The organism is Chitinophaga nivalis (assembly GCF_025989125.1).
Taxonomy (GTDB): Bacteria; Bacteroidota; Bacteroidia; order Chitinophagales; family Chitinophagaceae; genus Chitinophaga; species Chitinophaga nivalis.
Map to the genome: position 1 here is coordinate 7,084,264 of NZ_JAPDNR010000001.1, position 17,038 is coordinate 7,101,301.

Annotated in this window: 11 protein-coding genes; 8 read left to right on the plus strand and 3 right to left on the minus strand. The window is 48.1% G+C overall.

Annotated features, from left to right (window positions below):
• The first annotated feature begins 78 nt into the window (after nucleotides 1–78).
• The 3 genes from OL444_RS25880 (at nucleotide 79) to OL444_RS25890 (ending at nucleotide 6,917) form a co-directional block, all read left to right on the plus strand.
• Nucleotides 79–3,456, plus strand: a complete 3,378-nt coding sequence (locus tag OL444_RS25880; RefSeq protein WP_264728702.1) for a TonB-dependent receptor — start codon at nucleotides 79–81, stop codon at nucleotides 3,454–3,456.
• A gap of 18 nt (nucleotides 3,457–3,474) precedes the next feature.
• Nucleotides 3,475–4,983: a RagB/SusD family nutrient uptake outer membrane protein gene (locus OL444_RS25885; RefSeq protein WP_264728700.1), complete on the plus strand. Its 1,509-nt coding sequence runs from the start codon at nucleotides 3,475–3,477 to the stop codon at nucleotides 4,981–4,983.
• 104 nt (nucleotides 4,984–5,087) lie between these two features.
• Complete coding sequence (locus tag OL444_RS25890; protein ID WP_264728697.1) at nucleotides 5,088–6,917, plus strand: alkaline phosphatase; 1,830 nt, start codon at nucleotides 5,088–5,090, stop codon at nucleotides 6,915–6,917.
• Nucleotides 6,918–6,998: 81 nt separating this feature from the next.
• On the opposite strand, the gene OL444_RS25895 is transcribed toward OL444_RS25890, so the two are convergent.
• Both OL444_RS25895 and OL444_RS25900 read right to left on the minus strand, forming a co-directional pair.
• On the minus strand, nucleotides 6,999–7,706 hold the full coding sequence (locus OL444_RS25895) for an NUDIX hydrolase (protein WP_264728695.1): 708 nt from the start codon (nucleotides 7,704–7,706) through the stop codon (nucleotides 6,999–7,001).
• Between the two features lie 68 nt (nucleotides 7,707–7,774).
• The gene (locus OL444_RS25900; RefSeq protein ID WP_264728693.1) at nucleotides 7,775–8,443 is read right to left on the minus strand and encodes an HAD family hydrolase; all 669 of its coding nucleotides are present in this window, start codon (nucleotides 8,441–8,443) and stop codon (nucleotides 7,775–7,777) included.
• A gap of 313 nt (nucleotides 8,444–8,756) precedes the next feature.
• On the opposite strand from OL444_RS25900, the gene OL444_RS25905 reads away from it, so the two are divergent.
• Nucleotides 8,757–9,599, plus strand: a complete 843-nt coding sequence (locus tag OL444_RS25905) for a hypothetical protein (protein ID WP_264728691.1) — start codon at nucleotides 8,757–8,759, stop codon at nucleotides 9,597–9,599.
• A gap of 7 nt (nucleotides 9,600–9,606) precedes the next feature.
• Here OL444_RS25905 and OL444_RS25910 read toward each other — a convergent pair whose 3' ends face one another.
• Nucleotides 9,607–10,707, minus strand: a complete 1,101-nt coding sequence (locus OL444_RS25910; protein WP_264728690.1) for a sensor histidine kinase — start codon at nucleotides 10,705–10,707, stop codon at nucleotides 9,607–9,609.
• Between the two features lie 808 nt (nucleotides 10,708–11,515).
• Between OL444_RS25910 and OL444_RS25915 the strand changes: the two genes are divergently transcribed.
• The 4 genes from OL444_RS25915 to OL444_RS25930 all read left to right on the plus strand — a co-directional run bounded on the left by OL444_RS25915 (nucleotide 11,516) and on the right by OL444_RS25930 (nucleotide 17,030).
• Nucleotides 11,516–13,741, plus strand: a complete 2,226-nt coding sequence (locus OL444_RS25915) for a glycoside hydrolase family 20 protein (RefSeq protein WP_264728687.1) — start codon at nucleotides 11,516–11,518, stop codon at nucleotides 13,739–13,741.
• Nucleotides 13,742–13,806: 65 nt separating this feature from the next.
• Nucleotides 13,807–14,421, plus strand: coding sequence for a TetR/AcrR family transcriptional regulator (locus OL444_RS25920; protein ID WP_264728685.1), 615 nt, complete (start codon nucleotides 13,807–13,809; stop codon nucleotides 14,419–14,421).
• A 183-nt stretch (nucleotides 14,422–14,604) separates the two neighbouring features.
• Entirely contained in the window at nucleotides 14,605–15,972 is a 1,368-nt protein-coding gene (locus tag OL444_RS25925) for a TolC family protein (RefSeq protein ID WP_264728683.1), read from the plus strand.
• Nucleotides 15,973–15,983: 11 nt separating this feature from the next.
• Nucleotides 15,984–17,030 carry an efflux RND transporter periplasmic adaptor subunit gene (locus OL444_RS25930; RefSeq protein WP_264728681.1) on the plus strand — a complete coding sequence of 349 codons (1,047 nt, stop codon included), beginning with the start codon at nucleotides 15,984–15,986 and terminating at the stop codon, nucleotides 17,028–17,030.
• The last annotated feature ends 8 nt before the right edge of the window (nucleotides 17,031–17,038 follow it).

Below are 17,038 nucleotides of genomic sequence, written 5' to 3' on the forward strand. Positions count from 1 at the left end.
CAAAAATGCAACGCCCGACAGCGTAAGGCTATTGCTATGCCCATTAGACAGACCACTTAATTTAATACCAATACAATTATGCATTCCAATTTACTTCACCATCTGAGGCATCCGAAAAAAAAGATCAAGCCACTGCTGATGCTGATGCTCGCAGCCGCTCCCTTTACCGAAAGCTTTTCCGCTTTCAGCCAGGCGCTCAAACACGTAGTACCAGGCATGGAAGTTAAACAGGGACAGCTCACCAATGCCATCGCCATGCTGGAAAAAAAAGGCGCTATTAAAATCTCCTTTGACCAGCAGGCACTTGCCAACATGCGGGTTGAAAAAAGATCCTGGAAAAATGAAACGGTAGCACGTATCCTGTCGGATTTGTTAAGTAATACCGGATTGCAGTTTGAAGAAAGACAAAACACCATTATCATTTACCCGGTGAGCGGCACACCTGCTCCTGCTTCCTTCAGCAACCTGAATCAGGAACGCAAAATTACCGGTAAGGTAAGTGACAACAGCGGCCCCCTGGTAGGCGCCGTAGTAGCCATTAAAGGCACTACCAAAGGAGCCATTACCGATGCACAGGGTAATTTCTCCATCAATACCGGCAACACCGGTGATGTTGTACTCACCGTTTCCATGATTGGGTATAAAACACAGGAGATTACCTACACAGGTACTCCCCTGAACATCTCCCTGGAAATCAGCAGCAAAGAGCTGAACCAGGTACTGGTAGTAGGTTATGGTTCTCAAAGCAAAACCAAAATATCCGGCGCCATCACTGATGTAAAACTGGATAAACTCTCTTCCCGTTCTGTAAACAGCGTTGCAGAAGCCTTACAGGGTAAAGCACCCGGCGTAACTGTACAAAACCAGGGTGGTGATCCTACCTCTCCTCCTAAAGTATATATCCGTGGTATTGGCGGTATTAACGGAGAAGATCCTTTATATATAGTAGATGGTGTTATTTATAATGGCCTCATCAACCCGGCCGATATCGAATCTATTTCCGTACTGAAAGATGCTGCTGCCGCTATTTATGGTATGCGCGCATCCGGTGGGGTGGTATTGATTACGACCAAAAAAGGAAAGGCTGGCAAGATGACCGTGAACCTGGACGCTAAAGTAGGCGTACAGGAAGCCTGGAAAACCTTGAAGGTATTGAATGCCGAAGAGTTTAACAGCGTGATGAACCAGGCCGCCGACAACTCCGGCAAACCCAGAAGGGATGGCTACGACGCCACTAAAAACCCTTATGGCGCCGTGACCCGTACCGACTGGATGAAAGAAATTTTCCGCACGGCCAAAGTACAGGAATACAACCTGGACATTGCCGGTGGTAATGATAAGTCTAAATACTTCATCGGAATGGGCTACCGCAAACAGGATGGTATTTTGCTGAATACTTTCAATGAGCGCTATAACTTCCGTTTAAATTCCGATCACCAGCTGAATTCCTGGCTGAAATTCGGAGAGAATATGTCTTATGCCTATTCCAACGGCAACGGCGCCAATACCACCAGTGCCTATACCGGTGCTGTTATTGCTGCCGCATTTTATACACCCAGCGTAACACCGTATAATCCGGATGGCTCCTTTGCCGGACTGCCGATCGACTTTGCCGGCAGCTATGGCGATGTGATCAACCCGGTTGCCTATCTGCACAGACTGGATTATAAAACGCCGAAAAGCTACCTCCTCATCAATCCCTATGTGGAAATAAAGTTACCGGCAAATCTCCTGTTCCGTTCCAACCTGGCTTTCAATAAAGTATTTGATAACCAGAAAGAATTTACCTCCAGGGTACCGGAGATTGGAAAAGTAGCCAGCTCCAACAACCTGCGGTTCTACAATGGTAACACCAATGATTTACTCGCAGAACAAACCCTTACCTATACCAAACAGCTGAACCAACATCATATCGATGCGGTTGCAGGTTATAGCTACCAGAAGAAAACATTGGATTTTATTCAACTGGTTATGACCGGCTATGATGACGAACGTCCGGGGTACCGTTACCCGCAGAATGGCTCCGGTTATGATAAAGACGGCATGAATGGTGGTAAAAAATTAGAAGCGATGGAGTCTTTCTTCGCCCGTGTTAACTACGACTATAAAGCCAAATACCTGTTTACCTTGCTGGGACGCCGGGATGGCAGCTCTCTCGTAGCACCGCAAAACCGTTATCAAAACTACTACTCTGCTTCCGCAGGCTGGGTAATTACGAATGAAGATTTCTTAAAAAACCAGCACATTGAAAATGTACTCAGCTTCCTGAAACTCCGCGCCAGTTATGGTAAACTGGGTAACCTGGGAAGTTTGATACCAGGTGTAGTGGATCCACAAATGAAACAAACCACCTCTTACTTTGGTCAGTCTTCCAACATTGCCGGTGGCTATGCAGAAAAGGCCATTGCGAACCCGTATGTGAACTGGGCCAATTCCAAACAGCTCAATATGGGTCTGGATGCAGGTTTCCTAAATAACCAGTTAACCCTCACTGCCGACTACTTTGTAAAGACTACAGATGACATGCTGCTGGAAAAAACGCCGCAGCCAACAGACGGGGTAACAGTAGCCACCTTTTACAATGCCGGTAAAGTGAGAGATAAAGGATTTGAGCTGGGCTTAACGTATAACAACAAGCCTGCAGCCGCTTTCCAATACAGCATCAATGCCAATATCTCCAGCGTAAAGAATGAATTACTGTCGCTTAGCGGGAATGATAAAGTATACAACACTTCCAACATTAACGTGCGCAGCTCCCTCACACCGGTACGCGTTGAAGTAGGCCACCCGCTCTTCTCCTACTACCTGGTGAAAACGGATGGTATCTTCCAGACACAACAGGAAGTAACGGATCATAAAGTACAACCGAAAGCGCAACCGGGCGATCTCCGCTTTGTGGATGCCAACGGAGATGGTAAAATAGATAATGAAGACCGTCAGTTCGTAGGTACTCCTTATCCTAAGTTCTCCTATGGTTTCAGCTTCAACGCCAGCTATAAAGGGTTCGACTTCAACATCTTTGCACAGGGCGTACATGGCAACAAAATATTCAATGCATTGAAATACACGGGCCTGGCGCCACTGGTAACCGGTCAGGGATACAACCTGCTGGCAGATGTGAAAAAGGCCTGGACACCTGAAAATACCAACACCGGTATCCCACGTGTTACCCTCGGCGACCGTAACAATAACTTCGGTACCAACTCTGACTTTTACCTGGAAGATGGCTCTTATCTGCGCATCAAGAACATCTCCCTGGGTTATACTTTACCGGACGCACTCATCGCCCGTACAGGTCTGAAAAAATTACGTGTATACGTAACCGGGAATAACGTTTTCACCTTCACCAAATACAGTGGCATGGATCCGGAAGTAGGTACCGACAATTATGGTATTGACCTGGGCCGCTATCCACAGGCAAGAAGTTTCCTCGTGGGTCTGAACGTGAATTTCTAAACCATCCAACACAACAACATGAGAAAGATTATCAACACCCTCGCACTGATAGCTACCGTAGCCGCCACCAGCAGCTGCAATAAAAAACTGGATGTTATACAGGAAGGTACGCCTACTGTAGCTGACTTCTGGCAAACAGAAAAAAGTATTGTCAAAGGATTGAATGCCGCCTACCAGCCATTTGATGATGAAAACTTCTATGGCCGCGGATGTTTCTGGTTTATTGACGCCTGCGATGACATGATTGTGGGCCGTGGTAAACCCGAAGCGGAATACATCAAAAATTTCGATCGTTCGTTTATTGGTGGTAGTTATACAGAAGGTCAGTGGGACCTGCGGTATAACGTCATCAAACGCGCCAATGATATCCTGCGCTATGCGCCAGCTATCCCGATGAGTACCGAAAACAGAAACCGTTACATGGGTGAAGCTTACTTCCTCAGCGGTCTGATGTACTATCAACTGGCTTATAACTACGGGGATGAGAACGCAGGGGTACCTATTGTGGATAAATACAATCCTACTCCCGGTGTAACCTTGCCACGGGCGCAGAATGTAAATGTCAACTATGACTCTGTCATCGTAGATCTCAAAAAGGCAGCTTCCCTGCTTCCTTATTTTGGCACCTATAAAAAGGAAGATTTTGGCCATGCGCATAAAACAGCCGCATTCGCCTACCTCGCCAAAACCTATCTTTTCAAAAAGGATTATGCCAATGCAGAGAGATTTGCTGACTCTGTGATCCTCAGCGGCAAACACCGTTTATTGGACAACTTCAGCGACGTCTTTACTGTTGCCAACAACTGGACCGATGAATACATCTGGTCCGCATACAGCACCGCTGCCGGTGCTGGTGGCTGGGGCAGCATCCTGCCAGGTGTAATGCTGGAAAATACCGGCTGGGGTAAATACAATGGCTGGGGATATTATACTCCTACCAAAGAATTGTATGATGAATATGAAACAGGTGACTTACGCCGGGAAGCGACTATCCTGAAACCAGGCGATGAATTCAAATATTTTGGCGAGATGAGGACCTACAAGTCTAACAACAGTCTGTCTGGCTACCAGTTCCGTAAATATATGGAACCATTTGGCTACTCCAATCCGATTGGTACCTATCTGAGCCCCAGCGGCGACCATCCTACCACGGCACTGAATCCACCGCTGATGCGTTATGCAGAAGTATTGCTGATCAAAGCAGAAGCAGCATTAATGCAGGGTAAAAATGCAGACAACGAGATCAATGCCATCCGTAAACGTGCTGGTTTGAAACCAGTTACCAATGCAACGATGGTAAACCTGAAACACGAAAGAAGGTGTGAGCTGGCCGGCGAATGGGCCGACCGTCACCGCGACCTCGTAAGATGGGGCGATGCCCAGGCAGCCTATGCCAAACCGCTGCACGGTGTAACCGGTGCGGAAGTATGGCCTGCCCGTGATTTCAATCCGAAGAAACACCATGTATGGCCCGTTCCGCAGCGCGTGATTGACGCCAGCGGCGGATTGTACAAACAAAGCTGGTAAACGTCCGGTATACTACAGTAAAGCATCACGAATGACGATAAAACATGCTGTTTGATACTGTATGTTTTGTCGTCATTCTTTTTTTATTATTATATTATCGTATCATGAAAAAACTGGTTCCCGTATTGTCTGGTATACTCCTGACAGTACAAGTGCAGGCACAAAGCCGGCAGTATACGACTGCGCAGGCGCATTCTCATAACGACTACGAACGCAGCACGCCTTTTTATGCGGCAGCGGCGCTCCGCTTCGGCTCTATTGAGGCAGACATACACCTGAAAGACAGCATACTCTATGTGGCCCACGACAGCAAAGACATACAGCCATTCCGTACCTTTAAGGAACTATATATATTACCGGTAGTCAGACAATTTGCCCTGAATAACGGTAAAGTATACACGGATGGTACGCCCTTGCAATTACTGGTAGATATTAAAACCGAAGGAAAGCCTACCCTGCAGGCTTTACAGGCCCTCCTGCAACCCTACCGCCAGTACTTTGACCGCAGTGTTAATCCCAATGCCGTGCGCATTGTGTTATCCGGCAATATACCTGCCACCGCTGACTGGCTGCAGTATGATCCGCTTTTCTTTTTTGATGGCAGACCCGACAGCGTATATCCGGCAGCGTTAAAATCACGCGTAGCCATGGTGAGTACCGACTTCCACCGGTTCAGCCAATGGAACGGTAAAGGTACCCTCCTGCCCGCAGAGCAAACGAAAGTAGCCGCTGTTGTTCAAAAGGCACATGAACAAGGCTTTCTTTTCCGGTTCTGGGGCGCTCCTTCTTCCAGAAGCTGTTATTACAAACTGATGGACCTGGGTGTGGATGTTATTGGCACCGATCATCCGGAAGAGCTCTATGATGTCATCCATCATACTAATAAAACCACGGCACGACAACTGCCTGTACATGAAGTATATACGCCAACGTATGTAGCAGATGCCACGCAGGTAAAGTCGAAAAACGTGATCCTGATGATAGGAGACGGCACCGGGCTGGCACAGATGTTTGCCGGTTATACCGCCAACAAAGGGGATCTGAATATTTTCCGTATGAGACAACTGGGATTATCCAAAACCCAGTCTTCTGATAACTACCATACTGATTCCGCTGCAGGTGGTTCTGCCATGGGCACCGGTACTAAAACCAATAACCGGGAAATCGGGATGGACAACACCTATGTATCCGTACCAGTATTGCCGGAATTGCTGGCTGCCAAAGGTATTCCCAGCGGTGTGATTGTAACGGAAGAAATTACCGGCGCTACACCCGCTTCTTTTTATGGCCATACTGCCGACCGGGACAACACCGCTACATTGGCATCTCAACTATTGAACAGTCCTTTGCAACTGGCTGTGGGTGGCGGTAAAGAAGAACTGGAGCAAGACCTCGGCGCCCGTTTGCAACAGGCAGGCGTTCAGTTTTATGATAACCTGGATAGCTGGAATACAGCTGTAAAAAACCGTACCCTGGTCATCCTTTCCAATAAAGCGGTAGGGTCTATGCGCGAAGGCAGAGGCAACTATCTCAAACAGGCGCTCAAAAAAGCCCTGCAACAGCTCAGCGCTTCCGGCAAAGGGTTTTTCCTGATGGTAGAAGGTTCCCGTATTGATCATGGCGGGCACTTCAACGACCTGGATTACCTGGTACGGGAGATGCTGGACTTTGATGATGCAGTGGGTACGGCGTTACGTTTTGCCGATGAAAACAAGCAAACGACCGTGATTGTAACGGCTGATCATGAAACAGGCGGACTGGCTTTAATGGATGGCGATATAGCTACCGGACAGCTGCGTGGACATTTCGCCACCAATGATCATACAGGCATTCCCGTTATGGTATTTGCCTATGGTCCTAATTCCGGATTATTCCGGGGGGTGTATGAGAACAATGAAATCTTTAAGAAGATGCAGCGTTGCTTCGGATTATAGCATAGAGATAATTACCAATTAAAAAATACGCTTATACAGAAAGCGCTCCTCAGGAGATCTTTTCGTATAAGCGTAGTTATTTTAAATAACCGGGTTGGTTACAAAGTTCAAAAAGGCATTGAACTTGGCGTTATACTTTCTTTTGTCGAGTTTGAAGTAAAAAGCCCCCCGTTTGGAAGAGAGTTTGTCTTTATCTTTCTGTTTGATGAGCAGGCCCGTAGACAGGATCTTGCGGCTGAAATTACGCTTATCAAACGTAATATCATATACCGCTTCATACAGCAGTTGCAGCTGCGGAATGGTAAATTTAGGCGGAAGCAATTCAAACAGAATAGGATGAATAGCTGCCTTATAACGCAATTTTTCCTGCGCCATTTTCACCATGGCCATATGATCCAGGATCAGATGAGGCGCCTTATTCAGCGACACCCACTCTGCATGGTATTCATCGCTGAGCTGTACCTGGAACTTGTTGATATCGATCAGCGCAAAATAGGCGATAGCGACCGTACGCTCTACCGGATCCCGGTCAGGCGCTCCGAAGGCAAATAGCTGTTCCATATATACGCCTTCCAGCCCCGTCAGCTTGTGCAGTACACGCGCAGCGGCGCCTTCAAAACCTTCATTGGGTTGTACAAAACCGCCCATCAGGCTCCACTTATTCTTCAGCGGTTCAAATCCCCGTTTAATCAGCAGTAGTTTCAATGATTGACCATCGAAACCAAAAATGATGCAGTCAACTGCTACCAGCATTCTTGACTGTCCCGAATAACGTGTAATACCAGCCATATATGTCGTGTAATAGGCCGGCAATTTAGGCTACAGCACTGACATTAGGAAATATATTACACATTTCATTATGAACGGTTAAACAATTGTTGCAACACAGGGTTGGTATAATCTGCTACAAACGCTTTGATATTGTTATAAGCGGCAAATTCTTCCCGGGTATGCATAGTAGTTAGTACCACTGCTTCCATGCCTGCATTCGCTGCCGCCTCTACTCCTTTAGGCGCATCTTCGAATACAATACAGTCTGCCGGGGCTACCCCCAGGGCTGCCGCACATTTCAGAAATACTTCCGGATCAGGTTTGCTGCTGACCACATCTTCCGCACTGACGATCGCTTTAAAATAAGGACGTACTGCCAGGTTATCCAATACATAATCAATATTGAAATTATTGGCAGCGGAGCCAATAGCCATCGGAATACCAGCCTGCTGCGCCTGTTCTAAAAAGGCGGGTAATCCATCTATCAATGCCAGATAAGGCCGGAAAGCTTCCTGGTATATTACTTCCTTCTCATGGGCAATGGCCAGCATCTCCGGGAGGGTAAAACGTTCGTTCCCGAAAATCCGTACCAACAGTTCTTCATTCTTGCCATACATATGGCTGCGTACCACTTCCCTTGTCAGGTTGGCTCCCAGTTTATTCAACATGCGGTGCCAGCCATCCAGGTGGTATTCCATATCGTTGATCATTGTACCGTTCATATCAAAGATGAACGCTTTGTCAGATGGTGTCATAAAGCCGTTTTCCGTTTTGAACTGCAAAATACCATAAAAAAATCCGGGTTCTTATGCCTTTTTATCCCGCTCGTGCTTTTACCAGTATGGCTTTGCCTCCTGGCCGGCTATTTTATCTATCTGCAGACAATAAGTAAATAGTACGGTTCCGACTATTTACTTATATTTGAAAATAATACCTGCTTTTACAAATACCGGCACAGAACTATTGTCATCAACCAACTACCAGGTTTCCGCCAACCAAGGGCCTGGAAAAAGCAGCACGGACATAGCCAAGTTCCTTTTATTTATTCATCAGTTTTAAATGTACGTCGTGGTCAACTGGGAGCGGAAAGCCTTAAATTTTATCAATCAAACAGGGCGCTGGGATAAGGATAAACATATTTCTTCTTTTCTCGCATTCAGTATTGCACTGGTTAAAAACCTGCTGGAAGCAGATATCGCCCTGCAATTGGAGTTTGAAGATGAACATACTGCCCGGGTAAAAAATGCCTCTCCTGTACAACTGGATGAAATGGTCATTGATTCGGCGCCTGTCAAAAAACTGTTGTACAGCCATGGTTTCAAAACCATTTACTGGCATGAAATAGCGGCTACAGAAACGGCTTTTGAAGGCCTGCTGGGCCATGCCGTTACTGCTGTCATCATTCCGATCAATACCTCTCCGGATAATAGTGTTATTGTGGTAGGATGGAACAAGCCGCAAGCGTTTGATGCCGGCTTTCAGGAATGTATAGAAACCATCCGGCTACGCCTGAAAGAGATACTGATGCAATCGCAGCAACAGCTTTACTTTCAGCGGGTAGCCATGCGTTTTGCCGCTATCCTGCATACCATTCCGCATGCGCTGGTTTTTATCAACAACGATGGATTTTCCGGCTGGGTGAATCAGGAAGCTGCGACCTTGCTACAACTATCAGGACCCGGAGAACAGCTGCCCGCCATCATCTCGGAAGCCATGACCCAGCTGCGTAATAAAACAACCAATACGACAGATATCTATAAAGAAGCCGTACGTCTTTTTACTTCGCCGGAAAATGCTATCTGTAACTGGATATGGGAAATGGAAACACCGGAAACGCCTACTTTAAAAGTTTCCTGTTTACCGATTACCACCCAACAGGTGACAGGCAGGCTATGGATATTTGAGCAATAACCGGAGGTTATTGCCGCCATAAGAAGTAGAAAGTACTTCCTTCACCGGGAACAGAATCTACCCATACTTTTCCACCCTGCTCTTCTACCAGCAGTTTGAATATATTCAGACCGATACCGGTGCCTTCTTCCTTGCCGCCGGTATCCAGTCTTTCGAACAATTTAAAGATGCGATCTGTATCCCGCTTCGCCACACCCGGACCATTATCTTTCACATAGAACTCATAGTAGGCGCCTCTATCCGTACCACCAATGGTAATCAGCCCTTCTTTTTTGTTGATGTATTTAATGGCATTGGTGAGCAGATTCTGAAAGACCTGTTTCAGTTTCACCTGATTGGTATGAAACAACGGAAATGTATCCGCCACTTCAATTTTTATATGCGCCGGTAAAAACAGCAGGCGTGACAACTGGTTGATCAGCGCCGGTATATTCACTTCTTCTGTTGTATGCTCCATCTCATTTTGCCGGGTATAATCCAGCATCGCCGTAATCATTTCTGACAAGCTGTTGGTAGCACCCATTACAATACTCATATATTCTTTCAGGTCGGGCGCCGCCTGAATACGTTCATCATCACTGATGAGCGCCAGCATGCCAATCGCGCCGGACAACGGGGATTTCAGGTCATGTGCCACCATGTACATGAAACGCTCCAGTTGTTTGTTCACCTTCTCGGTTTCTGCTACCGCTGTTTTTAATTCATACTGTGCCCGGTACAATTGTTCCTGCACCTTTACCTTGGCGCTTACCAGCTGTGGATGCAGCGGCAGAATAATATAATCAACGGTACCCGTTTTTATATCTTGTCCCGGCAAAGGTGAGGTAGCTGCTGCCCCCAGCATAAACAACACAGGAATATCTTTAATCCTGGGATGATCCTGTAGCTGTTGCTGTACTTCCGGACTTTTGAGATCCGGTATAGCCGTATTCAATATGATTAATCCAATATTGTTGTGAGATAGTATGATGTCCAGTGCGGCTGCACCTGACGAGGTTTTTATGATTTCGCGCTCCTCCGCATCCAGCATTTGTTCCAACGCAATCGTCCTTTCCGTATTATCATCTACCAATAAGATAGTAAATGCTTTCGGTTGTTGCTGTTTCATTGATTCGATTATTTAAATATAGGCGATAATTAATGTCATCCTACCAGGAAACCGCGCTGCTATTATACCCATGCAGGGCAGTGCCGGTATTACCCGATCCGGGGAATAGCGTTCACTATTATCAGCTGTTGCTGAAGGCAATAGTAATAAGGCAGTATCTTGTTAAAAAAGAGTACGATCCGCTTTATCCGACAGATGATAAGCCAGGTGTTTAGTAGTGTAGGCAAATATACCTGTTATGGGTACATGCCATGCCGGTGCTAAAATTGGCTGTTGTATTAATGATAGCTGCTCCAAATCACAATCTGTATTTTTCCGTAGATGCAAAACATTCACACCTGTATACAAGGCACCTCCTATATTTCAATAACTGTACCAATACCGCAGGCAACCGGTATACCGGTTGGCAGTTGTCGTCTTGTTGCTATTGAAATCATGTACTGTCCTGATGACGGGCAGCCCTACCTGCCCTTGTATTAAAAATGCATCTCCGTACTACACAGCAAAGGTAAGCGAACATTATACAATTAACCATCTGCTCCGGATAACTGTTATTACTCCGGCAACCAGCTTCCCTTGTTGCCATGACAGGAAGGCCTTGTGTGGCGCGGGGGATACCCAACCATACAGGAACCGGCCCGACAAATCATAGCATTATCATAACATACCAACCGGTATCCGGTACCCATTACCCGTTACCGGGTTTCCAGCAGAAAAATCAGTGGCAAAAACAGGAAAGGCAAGGTTTTGGTAAGTATAAGAACTTCCCGTTGTGACGGGACGATAACAGACTAATTTATTTCAGCATATGAGCGGTTTATTACTGATGATGACGATGTGGTGGCATACAGCTTTTTCCGGGAACAGCCAGGATATTAACCTGGTACACGAAGGAAAGAGTGCGTACGTAATTGTTGTTCCGGCACAGGCTTCCAAAGCGGAACAGCGGGCAGCCGGTATCTTCCGGAATTATATCGAACAAATTTCCGGCGCCCGGCTAACGGTGATTCCGGAAAATGAATACCACACACAACCCGCTGTTTTCATCGGGCAAACAGATCATAGCCATGGTCCGGAGCAGATAAAAGGGGAAGGATATTTTATCGGCAGCGAGGCGCCCCACTTGTACATCCGTGGTGGAAGCGGACAAGGGGTCGTGTATGGGGTGTATCATGTGCTGGAAACGTATATGGGTTGCCGTAAGGATGCCGGAGAACCGGCCGTTGTACCGGCTTCCCGCGATATCCGCCTTCCTGGACAGCTGCACGACCTGCAGGAACCTGCCTTTCTTTACCGGGAAACCTACTACCCTGCCTCCCTCGATCCCGAATACCTGGAATGGCATGGGCTGCACCGGTTTGAAGACCTTTGGAGCGTATGGGGACATTCCTTTTTCCGGATCGTACCGCCGGACACTTATTTCAACACCCATCCCGAATATTTTTCGCTGGTCAACGGCCGGCGGCAACCGTTACAGCTTTGCCTGAGCAATGAACAGGTCTATGACCTGGCAGTCGCCTATTTCAAACAGGCCATTGCCAAACATCCGGATGCCGGGTATTGGTCTATCGCACAGGAGGACGGTCCAGGCGCCTGTACCTGTGATGCCTGCCGTCAGGCGGATGCCGCAGCGGGCGGGCCACAAGGTTCATTGATTCGTTTTGTGAACCGGATAGCCGCGCAGTTTCCGGAGCAGCGTTTTACTACGCTGGCCTATGGCTATAGTGCCCGGCCACCACAGCACCTCCGGCCAGCCAGCAACGTATACATTATGCTCAGCACCATTGATGCATTCCGGCAGGAGCCACTGGCCACGGCGCCTTCCGCCGCTCCTTTCCGTAAAAACCTGGAAGGATGGGCCGCCCTTACACCGAATCTTTTTATCTGGGATTATACAACCCAGTTTACCCATTATCTCACCCCGTTTCCGGATTATGCGCAGTTGCAGCCGAATCTGCAATACTTCGCCCGCCATGGTGTAAAGGGAATTTTTTCTCAGGGCAGCGGCGCTGCGGCCGGCGATATGGCCGCCTATAACAGCTACGTACAGGCGTGTCTGTTATGGAACCCGCAGGCAGCTGTTACAGCGGTAAGTGAACGTTTTCTCCGGAGTTATTATGGCGCCGCCGGGCCCTATATACAACAATACCTGGCTGCATTAACCCAGGCGGTAAAAGATACCCGTGCCACACTGGATATCTATGGGAATCCCGTTCGCAGTTCCCACGATTACCTGTCGGCTATCTGGCTGAAAAAGTATAATGCCCTGCTGGACCAGGCCACGGCCGCCGTAAAAAATGAGGCCACCTTGCTGAAAAGAGTCGAACAGGTACGTTTGTCGCTGACCTATACTGCTTTGCAGCAATCCCGTTTTTATGGTACGGCCGATGGTGGTTACCTGCATCCTGATGGGACTATCCGTGCCGGCTGGCGGGAAAAGGTGCGGGCATTTGCAGCCGGCTGCCAGCGCGCCGGCATCACGGAACTGGCCGAAGGTGGCCTGTCGCCGGAGGGTTATGTGCAGGACTGGGAGCGTACTTTTTCTCAGCCCTGGATTCCCAGTCTGGCGCTGGGAGCACCGGTTACACTGGCGCATGCCTTTACACCGGAGTATACTCCCAAAGGAGCCGCCACGCTGACAGACGGCCTCTTTGGCAATTCCGATTTCAGTTACAACTGGCTCTATACCTATGGACAGGATCTGATAGCGACGATCGATATGGGTAGCAGCAAACCGCTTCGTCGTATTTCCCTGCATTTCCTGCAGGATGCCCGGCATTATATTTTTAATCCGGTAAATGTAACGGTGGAGGTATCTGCAGATGGGAAGCATTTCCAGGCGGCAGGCGAGCAAAGCATCCCTGCCGGGGCGGAAGACTACACCGTTCGTATACAGCCTTATCTTTTCCCCCAACCCGGTGTTACGGGCCGATATATCCGGATTACGGCCCGGTGCCCGGCAAGCCTGCCGGAATGGCGACTGGTGGCCGGAAAAAAGCCGGCCTTGTGCTGCGATGAAGTGAGCGTGGAATAAATTGCTTCAAAATAAATTTGGAAACTAAACACCGTTCAGTATATTTGCACTGTAAATAATTTAATGTGGGGATAACAGAAAGAAAAGAGCGTGAAAAGGCAGAAATGCGCAGACGTATTGTAGATGCGGCCATTACCATGTTTGTGAAAGAAGGATTTGAGAAAATGTCTATCCGGAACATCGCTGATATGATTGAGTACAGCCCGGCTACGATCTATCTGTACTATAAAGACAAAGATGAATTGTTGTATGATGTACAGGCAGAAGCATTTGAAACCCTGGCCAGGGAATTTGAGTCAAAAATCACGGAAGCGGATCCCCTTAAACGGCTTGCACAACTGTCATGGGCCTACGTTGAATTTGCACGAAATCACCCGGAATTGTACGATCTGATGTTTATTATCAAGGAGCCGATGAATAGTGTGAACAAGGATGAAAACTGGAAAAACGGCGACCGCGCCTATGATGCGCTGCAAGACCTGGTGACGGAATGTATTGAGAAAAAGCTGATCCGGTATACGGATCCTATGGTGGCCACCCTTTCCTTCTGGGGCTTTGCCCACGGCCTGGTGAGCTTGAATCTGCGGTGCCGGTTGAAAGTAGCACAGATAGAAGAAGCGGAAATTAAGGACAAGATTGACGCGTGTATTAAAGCTTATCTCGAGATCATTGTCGCCTGACGATGATACCAAAGACTGTTGAAGGCATCGCTTTATGGTGCCGGATTTACCTGCACTGCCAGGAATAGAAAAGCCGCGAGGCTTTTTTTAAGGCAGACAACAAAACACTGTTCACTATATCAACAACGATAACCAAAGCCGCTCCGGCTTTATTTTTTTCGCTATAAATAAACACTGTTCATTATGTACACATCAGTCACAAAAGGAGCGACGTTAATAGTCTTGCTGCTGGCGGGATTCCCCTCCTTTGCACAAAACAATGTGCTGGACCAATACATACAACAAGCCTTTCAAAACAACAAAGGTCTCCGGGAGCAACATTTTGAGCTGGAAAAATCCATGTACGCCCTGCAGGAAGCCAGGAGCCTCTTTGGTCCCAATGTGGCCCTCCTGGGCAACTACACCAAAGCTAAAGGCGGCCGTACCATTGACTTTCCGGCCGGTGACATGCTGAATCCGGTATACAAAAGCCTGAATCACCTGACTGGCAGCAATCAGTTCCCACCGCTGGAAAATGTATCCGTACAGCTGGCGCCAGACAACTTTTATGATGTAAAGCTCCGTACCAGCCTGCCGCTCGTCAACGCAGAAATTTACTATAACCAGCAAATCAAAAAAGAACAAATCACCCAGCAACAGGCGGCGCTGAATGTCTACAAACGGGAACTGGTAAAAGATATCAAAACCGCCTATTTCCAATACTATCAGGCCTCTCAGGCAGTATCCATTTACAACAGCGCCTTATCGCTGATTAATGAAAACATCCGCATCAACGAAAGCATGATCCGCAACGGCATCCGCAACAATACGGCGCTGTACCGCTCCCAAACCGAGAAAGAGAAAACCGATGGCGATATCAACAAAGCCATCAATGCCCGGGAAAATGCCAAAGCCTATTTCAACTTTCTACTCAACCGGCAACTGACAGACTCGGTGACCCTCGACATTACATTATTGCAAACGCCTACCCTGGCGGCTTCCAGCGACATCAACGCCCGGGAAGAACTGACCCAGCTGCAAAGCGCCGCCAAAAGCTATCGCCTCAATGAACAGCTGCAACGTTCCTATCTCATCCCTAAACTGAATACCTTTCTTGACCTGGGTACCCAGTCTATGGGCCTGCATTTCGACAACCAGTCCCGCTACTATATGTTTGGCGTAAACCTGGAGTGGAACCTGTTTGCAGCGAATAAAAACCGCTATAAAATCAAACAGGCACAGGTAGCGGTGCAATCCATCTCCAATCAGGCAGATAAAACCGCAGACGCCTTACGGTTACAGCTATACGAAGCGTCCAACAATTACCGCACCGCCGTCCTGAATTTCCGTACGGCACAAAGTCAGCTCTCCTTCGCGGAGCGTTACTACCGCGATCAGCTGAAAGTATATAAAGCCGGACAGCTGCTGTACATAGAGTTGCTGGACGCGCAGAACCAGCTGACCCAGGCCCGGCTGCAAACCGTGGCCGCACAGGCAGCCGTACAAACCGCCTTCGCAGCCGTAGAACGCACCGAAGCATCTTATCAGATCAATTCTTCTTCATCACTTTAAAATCTACCCAAATGAAACATACTTCCCTGCTCCTGTCATTTTCCCTGTTGCTGTTTGCGTGTTGTAACCAGCCGCAGCAAGCCAGTCAACAACCTGCCGACACCATTCCGGTAAAGGTTATGCCACTGACCAGACAAGGTACACACCTGCAGACCACTGCATCGGGGCAGTTCACCACCGACGATGAAGTATTGCTGTCTTTCAAAACAAATGGTATCATCAACAATATCCTGGTGAAAGAAGGCGATGCCATCAGAAAAGGACAGCTACTTGCTACCCTCAATCTCACAGAAATCAACACCCAGGTACAACGCGATCAGCTGGCCTACGAAAAAGCCCAGCGTGATTATCAGCGGGTGGTAAACCTGCACCGCGACAGCGTGGCCACCCTGGAACAGTTGCAAAACAGCCAGACGGCGATGGAACTGGCCCGGCAGCAACTCAGCTCTTCTCAGTTCAACCGTAGCTATTCTGCCATTCATGCTACCCAGGATGGTTATGTATTGCGCAAACTGGTGAGCGCCGGACAACTGGTGAATGCCGGCACGCCTGTACTGCAAACCAATGGCGCCCATCATACCCGGTGGCTGCTGCGCATCGGGGTCAGCGACCGCGAATGGGCACAGATAAAAACAGGCGACAAAGCGACTGTACAAACACAGGCCCAACCTAATGACACCCTAACGGGCACCGTTATACGTAAATCAGAAGGTATAGATGCCCAAAGCGGCACTTTCATTATTGATGTACAACTCACGGAAAACAAGCCCGCCGCCATCGCGGCCGGCATGTTTGGCCGTTGTCAGATTTCTTCCGGCGTAGCTACCGGCAGTACTGCCTGGAGTATTCCCTACGCCGCACTCCTGGACGGCAACGGCAGCACCGGATTTGTATTTATCACCAACGATAACCGCACTGCTACCCGGATTCCGGTAACCATTGCCGGTATGGAAAAAGAAAATGTACTGATCAGCGCCGGCATGGAACAGGCCAAAGCACTCATTATTTCCGGCAGCGCTTATCTGAAAGATCAATCTCCTATCCGCATCATCCAATAACATCTACT